This is a genomic window from Advenella incenata, from assembly GCF_004217095.1.
Classification (GTDB): Bacteria; Pseudomonadota; Gammaproteobacteria; order Burkholderiales; family Burkholderiaceae_B; genus Advenella; species Advenella incenata.
Window position 1 is genome coordinate 2,113,901 of record NZ_SHKO01000001.1, and the last position, 17,915, is coordinate 2,131,815.

17 protein-coding genes are annotated in these 17,915 nt (G+C 55.0%); 14 read left to right on the top strand and 3 right to left on the bottom strand.

Translation table 11 applies throughout. The features are described 5' to 3' along the window. From EV681_RS09555 to EV681_RS09580, 6 genes are all read left to right on the top strand, one after another. Entirely contained in the window at positions 1-1,413 is a 1,413-nt protein-coding gene (locus EV681_RS09555; protein ID WP_128394328.1) for a heme biosynthesis HemY N-terminal domain-containing protein, read from the top strand. 39 nt (positions 1,414-1,452) lie between these two features. Then, positions 1,453-1,986: an inorganic diphosphatase gene (ppa, locus tag EV681_RS09560; protein WP_128394327.1), complete on the top strand. Its 534-nt coding sequence runs from the start codon at positions 1,453-1,455 to the stop codon at positions 1,984-1,986. A gap of 144 nt (positions 1,987-2,130) precedes the next feature. Further along, positions 2,131-2,826 carry a fumarylacetoacetate hydrolase family protein gene (locus EV681_RS09565; protein ID WP_130303802.1) on the top strand — a complete coding sequence of 232 codons (696 nt, stop codon included), beginning with the start codon at positions 2,131-2,133 and terminating at the stop codon, positions 2,824-2,826. Positions 2,827-3,168: 342 nt separating this feature from the next. Beyond that, positions 3,169-3,420: a hypothetical protein gene (locus EV681_RS09570; protein WP_128394325.1), complete on the top strand. Its 252-nt coding sequence runs from the start codon at positions 3,169-3,171 to the stop codon at positions 3,418-3,420. A gap of 13 nt (positions 3,421-3,433) precedes the next feature. Further along, positions 3,434-3,667 (top strand): hypothetical protein, encoded by a 234-nt coding sequence (locus tag EV681_RS09575; RefSeq protein ID WP_128394324.1) that lies wholly within the window; start codon positions 3,434-3,436, stop codon positions 3,665-3,667. Between the two features lie 14 nt (positions 3,668-3,681). Next, complete coding sequence (locus tag EV681_RS09580) at positions 3,682-4,164, top strand: DUF5339 family protein (RefSeq protein WP_128394323.1); 483 nt, start codon at positions 3,682-3,684, stop codon at positions 4,162-4,164. Positions 4,165-4,350: 186 nt separating this feature from the next. Here EV681_RS09580 and EV681_RS09585 read toward each other — a convergent pair whose 3' ends face one another. From EV681_RS09585 to trxA, 3 genes are all read right to left on the bottom strand, one after another. Then, positions 4,351-4,689: a PsiF family protein gene (locus EV681_RS09585; RefSeq protein ID WP_207227023.1), complete on the bottom strand. Its 339-nt coding sequence runs from the start codon at positions 4,687-4,689 to the stop codon at positions 4,351-4,353. Between the two features lie 224 nt (positions 4,690-4,913). Continuing rightward, the gene (gene rho / locus EV681_RS09590; protein WP_128394322.1) at positions 4,914-6,170 is read right to left on the bottom strand and encodes a transcription termination factor Rho; all 1,257 of its coding nucleotides are present in this window, start codon (positions 6,168-6,170) and stop codon (positions 4,914-4,916) included. 82 nt (positions 6,171-6,252) lie between these two features. Beyond that, positions 6,253-6,579, bottom strand: coding sequence for a thioredoxin (trxA, locus tag EV681_RS09595; RefSeq protein ID WP_014750513.1), 327 nt, complete (start codon positions 6,577-6,579; stop codon positions 6,253-6,255). 295 nt (positions 6,580-6,874) lie between these two features. Here trxA and EV681_RS09600 point away from each other — a divergent pair, with 295 nt between their 5' ends. From EV681_RS09600 to trmD, 8 genes are all read left to right on the top strand, one after another. Beyond that, positions 6,875-8,881, top strand: a complete 2,007-nt coding sequence (locus EV681_RS09600; RefSeq protein WP_128394321.1) for a DNA topoisomerase IV subunit B — start codon at positions 6,875-6,877, stop codon at positions 8,879-8,881. After that, entirely contained in the window at positions 8,881-11,208 is a 2,328-nt protein-coding gene (parC, locus tag EV681_RS09605) for a DNA topoisomerase IV subunit A (RefSeq protein WP_130303803.1), read from the top strand. Before EV681_RS09600 ends, parC begins: the two co-directional genes overlap by 1 nt. A gap of 4 nt (positions 11,209-11,212) precedes the next feature. Further along, positions 11,213-12,253 (top strand): CDP-6-deoxy-delta-3,4-glucoseen reductase, encoded by a 1,041-nt coding sequence (locus tag EV681_RS09610; RefSeq protein ID WP_130303804.1) that lies wholly within the window; start codon positions 11,213-11,215, stop codon positions 12,251-12,253. 559 nt (positions 12,254-12,812) lie between these two features. Further along, positions 12,813-15,428, top strand: coding sequence for an alanine--tRNA ligase (alaS, locus tag EV681_RS09615; protein ID WP_130303805.1), 2,616 nt, complete (start codon positions 12,813-12,815; stop codon positions 15,426-15,428). An 80-nt stretch (positions 15,429-15,508) separates the two neighbouring features. Further along, positions 15,509-15,748 (top strand): sulfurtransferase TusA family protein, encoded by a 240-nt coding sequence (locus EV681_RS09620; protein ID WP_128394317.1) that lies wholly within the window; start codon positions 15,509-15,511, stop codon positions 15,746-15,748. Between the two features lie 120 nt (positions 15,749-15,868). Next, positions 15,869-16,126: a 30S ribosomal protein S16 gene (rpsP, locus tag EV681_RS09625; protein ID WP_128394572.1), complete on the top strand. Its 258-nt coding sequence runs from the start codon at positions 15,869-15,871 to the stop codon at positions 16,124-16,126. A gap of 430 nt (positions 16,127-16,556) precedes the next feature. Further along, positions 16,557-17,147: a ribosome maturation factor RimM gene (rimM, locus tag EV681_RS09630; RefSeq protein WP_130303806.1), complete on the top strand. Its 591-nt coding sequence runs from the start codon at positions 16,557-16,559 to the stop codon at positions 17,145-17,147. Beyond that, entirely contained in the window at positions 17,147-17,914 is a 768-nt protein-coding gene (trmD, locus tag EV681_RS09635) for a tRNA (guanosine(37)-N1)-methyltransferase TrmD (RefSeq protein ID WP_130303807.1), read from the top strand. The genes rimM and trmD overlap by 1 nt, the downstream gene beginning before the upstream one ends. Position 17,915: the final 1 nt, after the last annotated feature.

A 17,915-nucleotide genomic window follows, 5' to 3' on the forward strand; every position in this document is an offset into this window, starting at 1 on the left:
ATGCGAACCAGTTTGAAAGTACTTGTCCTATTTGCTGTCGCTGTTGCTGCCGCGCTCTTGCTGCGTGATTCCAGCGGCTATTTCATGGTTGTGACCGGCGATGAGCGCCGCACGGTGTCGCTGGCTGCCGGCCTGGTCTTCATCGTCATTGCCTTTTTCATTTTTTACCTGATTTTTCGATTTATCGGTGTGCTGATGGACGCGCCAACGCGATGGCGTAACTGGAATCAGCGCCGGCACACCCGCAAGGACTATGATCTGCTGGAACGGGGTTGGGTTGAATTGCTGGAAGGGCGAAGCAGCCCGGCAGAGAAGGATTTGACCCGTCTGCTCAATCGCAGTCGTGACAGTGGCAGGCAGGCGCTCGCCAGTCTGGCGGCGGCCAAGGCGGCGCACAACCAGTCGCGCTATGCCGAAAGGGATGCGTTGCTTCTGACCGCGCAGTCCAAGGCGCAGGGCAACCCCAGGATGCAGGATGCGGCCGCCACCATCCGTGCCGAAATGCTGCTGGAGCAGGGCGAATCCAAACAGGCGCTGGCATTACTCGAGCCATTGGCGAAGGCCGGAGGTGCTAATCAGGACCATATCCAGAAACTGCTGCTGCGCGGTTACAAGCAAATTGGTAACCAGGATAAATTGTTGCAGGTAGCGCGTGTGCTGAACAGGAAAGGAACCATCGATAGTTTCGAGGGCCAGCGTCTTATTGAGCATGCTGGTGCGGCAGTCATGAAAGCGACCACCCGCGACAGTTGGGCCAATACCTGGAAGTCATTCAGCACGGCTGAAAAGGCCATGCCGCTAATCGCGCTGGCTGCTGCCGAGAAAGCGCAGGCCGCTGGCCATCCCGATACTGCCGGGCAGATACTGGAAGCATCGCTGCGGGAACATATTGACTCCCGGCTGCTCAACGCTTATGTCCAGTGTCCAGCCGAACAGGTTAATGCACGCCTGACCAAGGCGCAGCAATGGCTTGAGAAAGATGAAAACAATCCTGATCTGCTCAATGCGCTCGGTTTCTTATGCCTGGCCGCGCAGTTGTGGGGGCAGGCCGAACGCTATCTGACACGCAGCCTCAAGCTGCGTGAAGATCCGCGCACGCACACCTTGCTTGGTGCGCTCTACGACCGCCTGGGCAAGCCAGCCGAAGCAGTCAAGCACTGGCGTTTTGCCTCGGCCTCCATCTCCATGCTGCCCACAGTGACAGGAGAAAAATACCTGCCGGCAGCCGATACGCGGATGGATCCGGACGGCCCGCCTGACCGCAAGCGTGCCGAACAGCAAATCGAGCAGGAGCGTGCAGATGAACCATCCGAAAAAACGATCTATGCCAAACGGCCGGAAGCCGATGATGAGTACTTCGACAGTGCACCCATCCCCGGTATCAGGACGGATGAATTGAATGAAAAATCCTAAGCACGACAATCGTAACCACAGTAACCAGAAGAGTTGACTATGAGCTTGAAAAATGTCCCGGCCGGTTCCAAGACGCCGGAAGAATTCAATGTTGTAATTGAAATTCCGATGAATGCCGATCCGGTTAAATACGAAGTGGATAAAGACACCGGCGCGGTGTTTGTAGATCGCTTCATGATGACGGCCATGCACTACCCGTGCAACTATGGCTATATTCCAGACACGCTGTCTGATGATGGTGATCCGGTCGATGTGCTGGTCATTACGCCGTTTCCCATTGCTGTCGGATCGGTTATCAAATGCCGCGCCCTGGGCGTGTTGCAAATGGATGACGAAGCCGGCGGTGACGCCAAATTGCTGGCCCGCCCGGTCGACAAGCTGTACCCTCCCTATAGCACCCTGAAGGCACATACTGATTTGCCTGAGCAGGATCTGCAGCGCATCCAGCACTTTTTTGAGCATTACAAAGATCTTGAAAAAGGCAAGTGGGTCAAGGTCAAAGGCTGGGAAGGGATCGACGCGGCGCATGCAGAGATCACCAGCAGTATCGAGCGATTCCAGAAAGGTAAATAATCCGCTGGTTTCCAACCACTTTTAAAAAGGGCACGGCAGTACACGACCGGGCCCTTTTTTTGATGGCGCGCACAAAGGCATCTACGCCAGCCTGCCGCAACGTTTTATTGATCAACGATAACCAAGACTATTTAAGAGACTGCTATGACATATGTATTTGCCGCCCCCGAGATTGTTTCCCTTGCCATTGCCGGTAGCGATGCACGCTTTCCGGTGCGTCGTGTTTACTGTGTAGGACGCAATTACGCCGAGCATGCAAAGGAAATGGGCTTTACCGGTCGTGAGGACCCTTTCTTTTTCTGCAAGCCAGCGGATGCGTTACTGCCTATCGCCGACGGGCAGACAGGGCAAATGCCGTATCCGTCCAAAACCGCCAACCTGCATTATGAAATGGAGTTGGTCGTCGCTATTGGCAAAGGGGGCAAGGACGTGTCGGTAGAGGAGGCCGCGCAAATGGTTTTCGGTTACGCGCTGGGCCTGGACATGACCCGTCGCGATTTGCAGGGCGAGGCCAAGAAGCAGGGCAGACCCTGGGAAGTGGGCAAGGCATTCGATCTGTCGGGCCCGATCGGCCCCGTACATCCGGCCGCAACGGTTACGGGCATCGACTCGGCTGCAATCTCGCTGGATGTCAATGGGCAGACTCGTCAGAGCAGCACGATTGCATCGCTGATCTGGTCCATTCCTGAATCCATTGCCTATTTGTCGGGATTGTTCGAACTGCAGCCTGGCGATCTGATTTTCTCCGGTACGCCCGAAGGCGTTGGCGCGGTCACTGTTGGTGATGAGTTGGTCGGCAAAGTGGACGGGCTGGGCCAGTTGAACGTACGTATTGTTTGATCGTCTTTGCGTTCGTTCCTGCCGCAAAAAACGCGCGGCAAGGGACGAATGACGTCTTTTTTACGAATGCAGATGCGTCTCTCAAAGCCATTTTCAGTCGCATCTGCACACAATCAGGTTGCCTGATGCCGGTGCAAAACGTTAAATATTAAGACACCAGCAAACTGCAGCATTCAGCCTTTTGCAAGCCAAATCAAGCAGATAGCCAAATTGACCGCTGCCCGAAAAAATTGCATTTGTTACAAATACAAGCACTTTATAGTCGTTCTGTAATGACCTTTAGCGTGAAAGTGCGAATAATGGTTTGTACTGATTTCGCAATTCAAATAAAGAGGTTAAGTCATGAAATTCAATACGACACGATCAATGGTTTTGACGGCGGTATTCGCTGGCTTGGTAGGTCTGGCCGGATGCGACAACGGTGGCGATGAGACTGAACCCAAAGCACCGGGTACAACGTCTGAAGCGCCGGCAGCACCGGCTCCGGCGGCTGAGCCGGCGGCCCCTGCTGCTGACCCGGCAGCACCTGCCGAATCCGGCACGACACCTGCGCCTTCTGGCGAAGCGCCTGCTTCTGGCAGTCAGCCACAATAAGACGGGAGATATCATGAAACTTCATACAATACGCTCTGTAGCCCTGGCGGCAACGCTGGCAGGCTTGTTGGGATTGGCCGGATGTGACAAGGGTGCAGATTCGTCTGCGCCGGAAACGCCAGCGGCATCATCGGAAGCACCGGCTACGCCGGCACCTGCTGCTGAACCTGCAGCACCTGCTGATTCTGGAACAACACCAGCGCCCGCTACCGAGGCACCGGCTTCTGGCGGCAGCCAGCCACAATAATTGAAAGGGAACGCATGAATCTGAATACGACACGTTCCGCGATTCTGGCTGCTGTGGTGGCAGGATTGTTCGGCCTGGCCGGTTGCGACAAGGGCGCCGATTCCACGGCACCCGAAACGCCTGCGGCGACCTCCGAAGCGCCTGCCACTTCCGCACCGGCTCCTGAGCCGGCTGCTCCGGCAGAATCCTCAACCGCACCTGCCAATTCGAGTGCGGCGCCGGGTGCTGAGTCTTCATCCGGTACGGGTGATACTCCGGCTCCTGCAGCCGATTCGGCTGCCAGCACTGACAGCAACCTGCCGCAAACTTGCCAGGACTACTTCAAAAAAGCCGAGGACATGGTTGTGAAGGCAGGTGGATCTGCTGAGCAGATGAAGCAGATGATTGATGAGCAGCGCTCGCAAATGGCTGCCATCAAGGATCAGGCTCAGTTGGAGTCCAGCTGCAAACAGGCGCTGGACATGCTGGATCAGCAACAGCAAAAAATGCCACAATAAATTCTGCACGCATTCCTCTGGGCATGCGACGCTAAAACATTCGATGGAGTTTTTTCAAAGTCTCTCCATCATGATTACTCTCTCTGGGCGACTCGACAATAGCATTGTTGGTCGCTTTTTTTTATCTAAAAAACGGCATGCGCCCATGATGAGCGCTGCCGCTGTGCTTGCGGTCAAGGTTTGGTGTCAGGACTTTTTCAGGCAACTGCTCATGAATGTTTTGCGCGCATCGCCGGTCAGTGATTTAGTTTTGGCATCCTTGTTGCAGTCTGCCATGCGCTGCTGTGAGCTGGTCAGGGGTTTGCCATCTTTGGTTGTGCTGTCTCCACTCAGGCAGGTCTTCATGAAGGTTTTGCGAGCGTCACCTTGCAGGCTTTTGGTCTTGGCGTCTGCATTGCAGGTAGTCATGCGATTTTGCTGACTGTTTTCTTTTTTTGCGGGTGTTGCCGTCTGTGCCATGGCTGCCGAGCAGAAAAGCGTTGAGGCAACGACTGCAAAAAATGCGGACTTGCTGATTGTTTTCATTTTTTATTCCTTTTCAACGAAAAAAAACAGGCATGATCGAGCGCTCATGCTGCGCATAGCATACGCTTAAATCATAAAATCTGGCGAGCAAAATTTCGCAAATTCCGACCCAAGCAATTGATCAGCGCTGGGGGTCATGTCAGGAGTGTCGTTTCTGCGCGAATGACCAAAAAAAATACCTTCGCAATGGAAGGTATTTTTTTCAATCTGGAATGCGGCTGTTTTTATTTCTTCATCATATCGAAGAACTGGTCATTGTTCTTCGTGGATTTGATCTTGTCCAGAATGAATTCCATTGACTCGACTTCGTCCATATCGTGAATGAATTTACGCAGTACCCAGACGCGTTGCAGCTTCTCGGGCTTCATCAACAGCTCTTCACGGCGGGTGCCTGATTTGTTCAGATTGATGGCAGGATAAATCCGTTTTTCTGCCAGGCGGCGTTCAAGATGAACTTCGCAGTTACCGGTGCCCTTGAATTCTTCATAGATGACTTCATCCATGCGGCTGCCGGTTTCAATCAGGGCAGTGCCGATAATCGTCAGGGAACCACCTTCTTCGATGTTTCGGGCTGCGCCAAAGAACCGTTTGGGGCGTTGCAGCGCATTGGCGTCGACACCACCGGTCAGGACCTTGCCAGAGGAAGGCACGACGGTATTGTAGGCGCGGGCCAGGCGGGTAATGGAGTCCAGCACAATGACCACGTCTTTTTTCAATTCGACCAGGCGTTTGGCTTTCTCGATAACCATTTCTGCAACCTGTACGTGACGGGTGGCGGGCTCATCGAAGGTAGAGGCGACCACTTCACCGCGCACGGTGCGGGTCATCTCGGTCACTTCCTCGGGGCGTTCATCAACCAGCAGGACGATCAGCGTGGCATCGGGGTAGTTGGTGGTAATGGAATGCGCAATATGCTGCATCATGACCGTTTTACCCGATTTGGGGCTGGCCACGATCAGGGCGCGCTGGCCTTTGCCGATGGGCGAAAAGATATCCAGGATACGGCCGGTGTTGTTTTCTTCGCTTTTGATATCGCGTTCAAGAATCAGGGGATCGTCCGGGTGCAGGGGCGTCAGATTCTCGAACATGATGCGATGTTTCATCAGTTCCGGAGATACGCCATTGACGTTTTCCACTTTGACCAGGGCGAAATAGCGTTCGCCATCCTTGGGTACACGTACTTCACCTTCGATCGAATCACCTGTGTGAAGATTGAAGCGGCGGATTTGCGAAGGGGAAATGTAGATGTCGTCGGTGCTGGCAAGGTAGGATGTTTCGGGGGAGCGAAGAAAGCCAAAGCCATCAGGCAGTACTTCCAGCACGCCATCGCCGAAGATTTGTTCCCCCATTTTTGCGCGACGCTTCATGATGGCGAACATCAATTCCTGCTTGCGGAAGCGGTTGGCGTTTTCGATTTCCAGGCCAGCAGCCATTTCGAGCAGCTGCGACACATGCAGTGCCTTTAATTCATTAAGGTGCATTATTTATTAGTAAGGATAGATAAGGATTGAAATAAGAGTCATGGCGGCGGGCTGACGAATGAGCCCGCGCGAAAAAAATAACTTAAATGGATTCGTCAATGAACCCGGTAAGCTGGGTTTTGTTGACTGCACCGACTTTGGTTGCCACAGCTTCGCCGTTTTTGAAGAGCATCAGCGTTGGGATACCACGAATGCCGAACTTGGCAGCCACTTCCGGGTGGTCCTGGACGTCGACCTTGACTACCTGGATACGGCCTTCGTAGTCGCGGGATGCCTCTTCCAATAGCGGAGCAATCGCCTTGCACGGGCCACACCAGGGGGCCCAGTAGTCTACCAGCACCGGCAGCTCCGACTTGAGCACTTCGGCTTCAAATGTTTTCTCGGTTGCGTGTTTGATCAGATCGCTCATAATGTTTCAGGTGACAATGGTCAAGAATAATCGGAAATGGAATATAACGTATTTGGAATGCCTCGATTTGAGGTCGATCAAAGCGGATAGGTTTGATGTGAGCTGCAACGGAATGGATTTTTCAGTTTGAATTCCGAAGCCGGCGTATGAAGCCGGGCCAGTCAAGGAAAGGATACTCCTGAAAGGCAAACAGCAGCCAAATGCGTCTGTAGTTAAATGTAAGAATACCATTTATCGATAAAGATTGTCGAAAAGCGTGATTATTAGGCGACAAAAAACGCTTTGAGCACGTAAAATGTCTGTTTTTTTGAACAGTATTGAGAAACACGTGGCCGCCAAGCAAAGCTATGACGAAGCATCAATCCGGGTCCTCAAGGGCCTGGAGCCCGTGCGCGAACGCCCGGGCATGTACACCCGCACGGAAAATCCGTTGCATATTATTCAGGAAGTTATCGACAACGCTGCCGATGAATCCCTTGCGGGTTTTGGCAGACAAATTACCGTTACGGTCAATTCGGACAGCAGTGTAACGGTCGAAGATGACGGACGAGGCATTCCCGTCGGTCTGCATCCCGAGGAGAAAGCGCCGGTTGTTGAAATTGTCTTTACCCGGCTGCATGCCGGCGGCAAGTTCGACAAGAAAGCCGGTGGCGCTTACGCATTCTCGGGCGGCCTGCATGGTGTCGGGGTGTCCGTGACCAATGCCCTGTCAACCCGAATGGAAGTGACCGTCTGGCGCGACAGTAGTGAATACCAATTGGTATTTGCCAATGGCGGGATAGTAGAGGCCCCGCTGACCCGACTGGGTGATGCCGTACCACGTAAGAAAACCGGGACACGGGTGCGCATCTGGCCAGATCCCAAATATTTTGACACCGCCCAAATTCCTATGAACGAGCTGCTGCGTTTGCTGCGCAGCAAGGCCGTGCTCATGCCCGGTGTCACTGTTATCCTGAATAATGAAAAAAACGGTGAACAGAAAAAATGGCTTTATGAACGCGGGCTTACCGGCTATCTGACCGAATCGCTGGCGGGGGAAGAGTTGCTGGTGCCGGTGTTTGCCGATAGCCAGTATGCAGATAAGTCGCATGAGTATTTTGCCGATGGCGAGGGCGCCGAATGGGCCGTGGCCTGGACTGCCGAAGGGCAGGTGGTGCGTGAATCCTATGTCAACCTGATTCCCACCTCGGCTGGCGGCACACACGAAGCCGGCTTGCGCGAAGGGCTGTACACGGCGCTCAAGAGTTTCATCGAGATGCACAATCTGCTGCCTAAAGGCATCAAGCTGCTGCCCGAAGACGTATTTTCCCGGGCCAGTTTCGTGCTCTCGGCCAAGGTGCTGGATCCGCAGTTTCAGGGGCAGATCAAAGAGCGGCTGAACAACCGCGATGCCGTCAGGCTGGTTGGCGGCTTTGCCAAAACCTCGTTTGAATTGCGTCTGAACAGTAACGTGGAAGCCGGCAGAAAACTGGCCGAACTGGCGATTCGCCAGGCGCAGGTACGTACGCGTTCCGCGCAGAAAGTTGAGAAACGCAAGAGCTCCGGTGTTGCAGTCCTGCCGGGCAAGCTGACCGATTGTGAATCGTCTGACAGTACCCGCACTGAAGTGTTTCTTGTCGAGGGTGACTCTGCAGGAGGCTCTGCAAAAATGGGCCGCAACAAGGAATTTCAGGCGATCCTGCCGCTGCGAGGCAAGGTGCTCAATGCATGGGAAGTGGAAAAAGATCGTCTGTTTGCCAACAATGAGATTCACGACATTGCCGTTGCCATTGGCGTAGACCCGCATGGTGCCAATGACAATCCCGATCTTTCCGGGCTGCGCTATCGGCGTATCTGCATCCTTTCCGATGCCGACGTTGACGGCTCGCATATTCAGGTGCTGCTGCTCACGCTGTTCTATCGTCATTTCCCCAGGCTGGTGGAAAACGGCTTTGTGTTTATTGCCAAGCCGCCGCTGTTCAGGGTAGATGTTCCGGCCCAGGGCAAGCGCCCGGCGCGCAAGCTGTATTGTCTGGATGAATCGGAACTTGAGGCTGTCCAGGATAAATTGGTGCAGAAGGATGGCGTTAAACCTGCCAGCCTGAGCATCAGCCGTTTTAAAGGCCTGGGCGAGATGAGCGCCGAACAGCTGTGGGAAACGACGATGAATCCGGACACCCGGCGTTTGCTGCCCGTGGGGTATGGCGAACTGACGTCCGAAGAGACGAAAAAAATGTTCAATATGCTGATGGGTAAAGGTGAGTCTGCGCAGCGACGCAGTTGGCTCGAAGACAAAGGTAATTTAGCGGAAGTGGATGTGTAATGAGTGATCAAGACCAGACGGACCTGTTTGAAGCAGCGCCTCCCGAAGACGAAACCATCACCCTGGGTTTGTATGCCGAGCAGGCGTATCTGGACTATGCGGTATCTGTCGTGCGCGGACGCGCCTTGCCCGACGTGGGTGACGGACAAAAGCCTGTGCAGCGACGCATTTTGTATTCCATGAGCGAAATGGGCCTGCGCGCCGGTGCCAAGCCGGTCAAGTCGGCCAGGGTTGTCGGCGATGTGCTGGGTAAGTTTCACCCGCATGGCGACCAGGCTGCCTATGATGCATTGGTGCGGATGGCCCAGGATTTCAGCTTGCGCTATCCGCTGATCGACGGCCAGGGCAATTTTGGCTCGCGTGACGGCGATGGCGCCGCAGCAATGCGATATACCGAAGCGCGTCTGACGCCCATTGCCGATGTGCTGTTGGGTGAAATTGACGAGGGCACGGTAGATTTCGTTCCCAATTATGATGGCAGCCAGCAGGAGCCGCAAATGCTGCCTGCACGTCTGCCTGTCATGTTGCTCAATGGCGCCTCGGGTATTGCTGTGGGAATGGCAACTGAAATCCCTTCGCACAATCTGCAGGAAGTGGCGGCAGCAGCCCTGGGTCTGCTGCGTCATCCGCGCATGAGCGATGAAGAGCTGTATACGCTGATCCCCGGCCCGGATTTTCCCGGCGGGGCCCAGATCATTACGCCGGCCAGCGATATTGCGGCCATCTATTCGTCAGGTCGTGGCTCGCTCAAGGCGCGGGCGCGCTGGGAGTTTGAAGAAATGGCGCGTGGCCAGTGGCAACTGGTTATCACGGAACTGCCACCCAATACCTCGGGCCAGAAAGTGCTGGAGGAAATTGAGGAAATCACCAATCCCAAGGTGCGAACAGGCAAGAAAGCGCTGACGCCCGATCAGCAGGCAAACAAGTCTGCCATGTTGGGCATGCTTGATGCCGTGCGCGATGAGTCCGGACGGGAAGCGTCAGTACGACTGGTTTTCGAGCCCAAGTCCTCGCGCATTGATCGCAACGAATTTGTCAATCTGCTGCTGGCGCAGACCAGCATGGAAGGCACGGTATCGGTCAATCTGGTCTGCATCGGCATTGACGGTCGTCCGCGGCAACGCAATTTGCGTACCGTGCTTGAAGAGTGGCTGCAGTTCCGTACCCAAACAGTTACGCGCCGCACGCGACACCGCCTGGATAAGGTCATAGATCGCATCCATGTGCTGGAAGGCCGCATGCTGGTGTATCTGAACGTGGATGAAGTGATCCAGACCATACGCGAGTCCGACGAGCCGCGCGCGGCGCTGATGGCGCGCTTCTCGCTGACAGAAAGGCAGGCTGAAGATATTCTCGAGATGCGGCTGCGCCAGTTGGCAAAACTCGAAGGGTTCAAGATTGAACAGGAACTCAACGACAAGCGTGATGACGAGAAGAAACTGCAGGAACTGCTGGACAACCCGTCTGCGCTCAAGCGGATGATCGGCAAGGAAATTGAAGCCGATGCGAAAAAGTATGGTGACCCGCGCCGCACAATCATCCAGGAGGCTGAAAGGGCTGTACTGGAAACCCGTATCGTGCAGGAACCGGTTACCGTCATCGTGTCGGAAAAAGGCTGGTTGCGTTCGCGTCAAGGCCATGGCCATGACCACACGCAGTTTGGCTTCAAGACCGGCGATCGCATGTACGCGGCCTATGAATGTCAGAGTACCGATACTTTGATAGCGCTTGGCAGCAATGGCCGCGTCTATTCCGTAGCAGTGTCCACGCTTCCGTCGGCGCGGGGAGATGGCCAGCCCATCACCAGCATGGTCGATCTGGAGCGCGGCACCCAGGTTACCCAGTTTATCGCGGGCGCTGCGGACAGTCGCTGGTTGCTCATGCAGAGCAACGGACTGGGCTTTACCGCAAAACTATCGGATATGATCAGCCGTCAGAAAGCAGGCAAGCAGTTTGTCACCGTCGAGGCCGAGCAGCATTTACTGCGCCCCATACCACTGTTCAATAATAGTACCCATCTGGCGATGTATACCGCCAAAGGGAAAATTTTGATCGTTGACCTGGGTGATGTGAAATCGCTTGCTGGCGGCGGCCGCGGAACCCAATTGATGACGCTTGATGCCAACGATAGTCTGGCCCAGATCATCCCCGTGGGCGAGGGCGGCATCGTGGTGTCGGGCATCTATCGCAACAAACAGACCGAGGACACGCTATCGCTGCAGGCACTGGCCGAGTACATTGGCAAACGTGCCCGCAAGGGGCGCCTGTTCGTGGTGCGCATGAAAAACATTACACTGTTGCCGGTCATGGCAGCAAACAAGGAGTAGAGTCGTGGGATATAAAGTGACGGTGCATCCCAGCAACCACCAATTTGAAACAGCAGAAGGGCAGACTATTCTGGATGCCGCCCTGAGCGCGGGCTACGTGCTGCCCTATAGTTGTCGCAGCGGTTCCTGCTCCACCTGCAAAGGTAAAGTGATTAACGGTACATTTGAAGCCGGTCCGGCTCCGGCGCAGATTCTGTCGGCCGAAGATATCAGCGCCGGCTATACGCTTTTCTGTCAGGCGCACGCAACCAGCGATATGGATATCGAGGTGCGCGAAGTTCGGATGGCCAGTGACATTCAAATTCGCAAGATGCCTGCCCGGGTCATGGCGCTGGACAAAAAAGCCGATGATGTGATGACCATGAGTTTGCAGTTGCCCGCCACTGAGCCGTTTCGATACTATGCCGGACAATATATTGAGTTCATTCTGAAGGACGGCAAACGGCGCAGCTTTTCCATGGCGACCGCGCCTAATGGCACTGAACCCGTTGAGCTGCATATTCGTCATCTGCCCGGAGGTGTGTTCACAGACCATGTTTTTGGTGCCGGTGCAACGCAAATGAAGGTGCGTGAAATTTTGCGAGTCGAAGGCCCACTGGGCTCGTTCTTCTTGCGCGACGACAGCGATAAGCCGATTATTTTCCTGGCTAGTGGCACCGGGTTTGCACCCATCAAGGCGATGATGGAGCACATTATTGCCAAAGGCATTACCCGTCCGGTCACGCTTTACTGGGGCGGGCGCCGCCCGCAGGATCTGTATATGAACGATCTGGCCCTGCAGTGGGCGCGCGATCTGCCTTTTTTCACGTACGTTCCGGTCATTTCTGACGCCACGGAGCAAGATGCGTGGACGGGCAGAATCGGCTTTGTGCACAAGGCAGTGATTCAGGATTATCCTGACCTGTCCGGACACCAGGTGTATGCCTGCGGCGCGCCCATCGTGGTCAACAGCGCCCGCACCGAATACACGGGCCTTTGCGGATTGCCCGAGGATGAGTTTTTTGCCGATTCGTTTACATCGGAAGCGGACGCCATTCATAACTGACGCAGTAAGTGGTAATGAGCTGAAGCCGGTGTGTCGCTGCGACGCACCGGCTTTTGTTCATATGGCCACATGCCCGTGTGTCCGTGTAGCCATATGAGCGGGATCTGCCACTGATTTTCAACAAACGGGCATCAGTGGCTTTGGCCAATTGCTGCTGCGCTTCGCACGAAAAGAAAAAGTGATAAGCAGAACAGGCAAGCGCCTGTCGGTGGGGTGCTCTTCAGGCTGGTGTGTTTCAGACCAATGCGCTTGAAATACAACGATTAAATACACCAATTTTACGGTGACAGAGCGGGTTGGTGTGCATACGGCATGGCGAAAGTGCCTGGCTTCACGATGTGCTTTGCTTGCGTCGTGTTCGAATTTTTGTTCATCCGTACCAGGCGATTGCCTGACAAACGCACCGTGCAGCAGATCAAAGTGGCTCATATTCTGTGTGCTGCGGGCGACAGAGGCCAGGAAGCGACACATTACTTTGGCATTTGCAGTGCCGACACGCGCAATTGTCGAAAGTCATCTTATAATAACGGGTTACCAAATTTTTCTTCCATTTCTTACAATGAAAGTCGCTGACATCCGCCAGAAATTCCTGCACTTTTTTGAATCGAAGGGCCACACCATTGTGCCGTCTTCTTCATTGGTGCCGGGAAACGACCCCACTTTGCTGTTCACCAACTCCGGTATGGTGCAGTTCAAGGATGTATTCACTGGCAAGGAGGCGCGGCCATATTCGCGTGCCACCACCTCGCAGCGTTGCCTGCGTGCCGGCGGCAAGCACAATGACCTGGAAAATGTCGGCTATACCGCCAGACATCATACGTTTTTCGAAATGCTGGGCAACTTCAGCTTTGGCGATTATTTCAAGCAGGATGCCATCCGCTACGCCTGGGAATTGCTGACCACGGTCTATGGCCTGCCGGCCGACAAACTGTGGGTAACGGTCTACCAGGAAGACGACGAAGCCTATGATATCTGGCTCAAGGAAATCGGCGTTCCGGCAGAGCGTATTATCCGTATTGGCGACAACAAGGGCGCACGCTATGCGTCCGACAATTTCTGGCAGATGGCCGATACCGGCCCTTGCGGTCCGTGTTCGGAAATTTTCTATGACCACGGACCCGATGTCTGGGGCGGCCCACCGGGATCGCCCGACGAGGACGGCGACCGTTATATCGAGGTCTGGAACCTGGTGTTCATGCAGTTTGAGCGCGACCAGCAGGGCAATATGACGCCGCTGCCGCGCCCCTGTGTTGATACCGGCATGGGGCTGGAGCGTATCGCTGCAGTTTTGCAGCATGTTCATTCCAATTACGAAATTGATCTCTTCCAAAGCCTGATCAAGGCTGCGGCACGTGAGACCGGCACCAGCGACCTGTCCAACAATTCGCTCAAGGTTATTGCCGACCATATCCGTGCCTGCAGTTTTATGATTGTAGATGGCGTCATTCCCGGGAATGTTGGCCGCGGCTATGTGTTGCGCCGTATTGTTCGCCGCGCCCTGCGTCACGGCCATCAGCTGGGCAAGACAACACCGTTTTTCCATCAGTTAGTGACTGATCTGGTCCAGCAGATGGGCGAGGCCTATCCTGAATTGGCCAAATCGGCTGAGCGCGTGGCTTCCGTGATCCGTCAGGAGGAAGTGCGCTTCCAGGAAACCCTGGTCAACGGGATGCGTATCCTGAACGATGAGCTGGCTGCGCTGGGCAAGGATGGCGTGCTTGATGGCCAGACGGCCTTCCGCTTGTACGACACATTCGGTTTTCCATTTGATCTGACCGCCGACGTGTGTCGTGAGCGCGGTTTCGGCGTTGATCAGGCGGGTTACGATGAGGCCATGGCGCGCCAGAAGGCCCAGGCCAAGGCCAGCGGCAAGTTCAAGATGGCGGCGAACCTGCAGTACGAGGGGGTGCAAACCCGCTTCGAAGGCTATGAGCATTTGCAAACCACCGCAACCGTACAGGCACTTTATGTGGATGGCACGATGGTCGATGCAGTCCAGGAAGGTCAGGATGCCATTGTTGTGCTGGACAATACGCCGTTTTATGCCGAATCCGGCGGTCAGGTCGGCGACAGCGGGGTTCTTACCGGCTTCGGCTCGGCTTTTGATGTTGTAGATACACAAAAAATCCAGGCTAATGTATTTGGCCATCACGGTACGGTCAGTCTGGGCAGTCTCAAGGTTGGGGACCAGGTTCAGGCTCAGGTAGACACCGGCAGGCGTGCTGCCACCGTGCGCAACCACTCGGCCACGCACTTGTTGCACAAGGCGCTCAAGCAAGTGCTGGGCGAGCATGTGCAGCAGCGCGGTTCGCTGGTTGATCCCGATAAAACCCGCTTTGACTTTTCTCACGGCTCGCCGGTTACTGCTGTGCAAATCCGGGATGTAGAGGCGATCGTGAATAACGAGGTGTTGGCCAACAATGATGTGGCTGCGCGCGTGATGTCCTTTGATGAGGCAGTGGCGGACGGAGCCATGGCGCTGTTCGGCGAGAAATATGGCGACAGCGTAAGAGTTCTGGATATCGGTTTTTCGCGCGAGTTGTGCGGTGGCACGCACGTGGCGCGCACCGGCGATATTGGCCTGTTCAAAATTGTATCCGAGAGTGGTGTGGGTGAGGGCGTGCGGCGTGTGGAAGCCATCACTGGGCACAACGCCTTTGGCTGGGTGCAGAACCTGAATGCTTCGGTTCAGCAGGCCGCTGCCATCCTCAAGAGCAATCCTGCCGATCTGGTGGAAAGAACCCGGTTGCAGCAGGAACAACTGCGTGCGGCGGAAAAAGAAATGGATCGCCTCAAGGCCAAGCTGGCGGCCGCGTCCAGCGCCGATTTGTCGTCCCAGGCTGTGCAGGTCAAGGGCGTGCAGCTATTGGCCCTGGTCATTCCGAATGCCGACCCCAAGTCGCTGCGCGGTCTCATTGATAATCTGAAGAACACCCTCAAAAGCGCCATTGTGCTGCTGGCCACTGAAAGCGATGGTAAAGTCAGTGTGGCTGCCGGTGTCACGCAGGATCTGACAGGTAAAGTGAAGGCTGGGGATCTGGTATCCCATGTGTCTGCGCAAATCGGCGGCAAAGGTGGTGGTCGGCCCGATATGGCGATGGGCGGTGGCACTGATGCTGCGGCCTTGCCGGGTGCGGTGGCCGGCGTTCAGCAATGGGTGGAATCGCGGCTGTAAACAGCCGCAGAGGATCCGGCGGCGCCCGCGCCCTGTAATCGTTTGCAGGGCGGGCGCTGGCTAATCTTAGGAAAATAGCTATGTCAGAAGATGTTGCATTTGTTCAGGTGGTTGATGCGTCGGGATTGACTTGCCCGCTGCCTATCTTGCGTGCAAAAAAGGCGCTGGCGACCATACAAAGCGGCCAAGTGTTGAAAATCATTACGACAGATCGCAATGCGATCCGTGATTTTCAGGCGTTTTCCAAACAGACGCACAACCCGCTTTTGTCTCAGGAAGAGACGGAGACGGGTGCTGTCCATTACCTTCAGAGACGCTAAGTCTGTTGTTTTAATTCGGTTTTTCAGATCAATTCGCGGAATTTTCTTGGCAGGTGGTGGCAATTGGTGCTATCATCTTCTGTTTTAAGAATTCCTGAACTCATTCACAAAGGTCTACCTATGGTGGTTATTCGTCTTGCCCGCGGTGGCTCAAAAAAACGTCCGTTCTATAATCTGGTTGCTGCCGATTCGCGCAACCGTCGTGACGGTCGTTTCATTGAGCGCGTCGGCTTTTACAATCCTGTAGCCAAAGAAGGCACAGAAGCCCTGCGCATCGCATCTGACCGCGTTACATACTGGGTTGATAACGGCGCTCAGCTGTCTCCTGCTGTTGCTCGTCTGGTTAAAGAGCACTCGGCAAAAGTAGCCAACGCTTAAATTCAAAGCGTTCAAAGCAGCTTTATTCAAAAGCAGATTTTGCTTAAGGTTTGCTTCTGAATCAAGCGTCGGCGTTGCTTGCGCCTGTATCAAACGGGTAAAAGTACTGGCTCTGGCCCTGGCTTCATGCCGGGGCTTTGCCATTTGCGCTGTAGCTATTGGGCAGACCGGTTTAGAGTAAAATAAACCGATCCGACAGCTCGTCTGATGAACCGTCCGACAGATCGCCCAGCAGGCTATTCAATGAGCCGTTCAATGGGTTGTCTCCATAGGATCGTCTATTAGATCGTCCAGTGGGATGTCCAATAAACCGCCTGATGGTCGCGTTTGTGGCTGAAGTCAGCCTGCGAGCGTCTCTGGTCTGGCGTCCTTTTTTGTGGCGCCCTTTTTTGTTTTATCATCATTTGAATTTTCATTGCCTGGAGCTGGAATGAGCACGCTACCCGAGGATCTGGTCGAGCTTGGCCGAATTGTGTCTGCCTATGGCGTCAAGGGTATGGTAAAAATCCAGCCCTATTCAGACGAGCGCAGCGCGCTGCTGGATATTGATCAGTGGTGGCTGGCGCGTGTATCGCCACGTAACGGCGCACTGTTGTCTGCGCATACGCCTATTGGCGTGCAGCGGGTGCGGGAGCAGGGCTCCGATCTGGTGGCGGCCCTGGAGGGTGTTACTGATCGCGATCAGGCCGAAGCCATGAAAGGCACATCGATTTTTGCTTCCCGCAGCCTGTTTCCTTCGGCGCCAGACGATGAATATTACTGGGTCGATCTGATCGGCAGTCGGGTCTATCTTGAAGATGACGGCCAACTTGCAGGTATTGTCCTGGAGGTGATGGATAATGGCGCGCACGGCGTGCTGCGGGTTGCGCGGCATCAGGCCGACGCCCAGGGCGAGCCGGCGCCGCTTCTTGACGCCAAGGGGCGTGTTCAGGAATGGCTGGTGCCTTTTGTCAGCGAACACGTGCCGCAGGTGGATGTAGCGGCTCGCCGCATCGTTACCCGCTTCCCACTGGATTTTTGATGCGGTTTGATGTGATTACCCTGTTTCCTGAATTGTTCACGGCAGTGAGCGATTCGGGCGTCACGGGCAGGGCGCATCGGCAGGGTATCTGGTCGGTCAATACCTGGAACCCCAGAAACTACACCACAGACGTACATCATACGGTCGATGATCGCCCCTATGGCGGTGGGCCGGGTATGGTTATGCTCAGTCAGCCGCTCGAGCATGCTTTGATGGCAGCGCGCTCGCATCAGCAGGCTCAGGGTGTATCGCCTTTGCCTGTCATTCTGATGAGCCCCGTAGGGCGTCGTTTTGACCAGGAGGTAGCCCAATCGCTTGCGGCCACGCCGGGTGCGATTCTGCTTTGTGGTCGCTACGAAGGCATTGATCAGCGCTTTATCGACCAGTATGTAGACGACGAACTGTCTTTGGGTGATTTTGTGCTCTCGGGTGGGGAAATTGCCGCCATGGCAATCATGGATGCCGTTGTCAGGTTGCTGCCCGATGTGCTGCATACGGCTGATTCGGCAATCCAGGACTCTTTCCAGCCGTCACTGTCTGGTCTGCTGGACAGCCCTCACTACACACGCCCAGAGCTATTTAATGGCATACCGGTACCGTCGGTACTGGCCTCGGGTCACCACAAAAATATTGCGCGCTTCAGGCGAGAGGCCTCGCTTGCGCTCACCGCAGCTCGTCGGCCTGATCTGATCGAGGCGGCCCGGCAAAAGGGCTGGCTGACCAACGAAGATGAGGCGTTTTTGCGAACACTGCCATCGGGCATGTAGC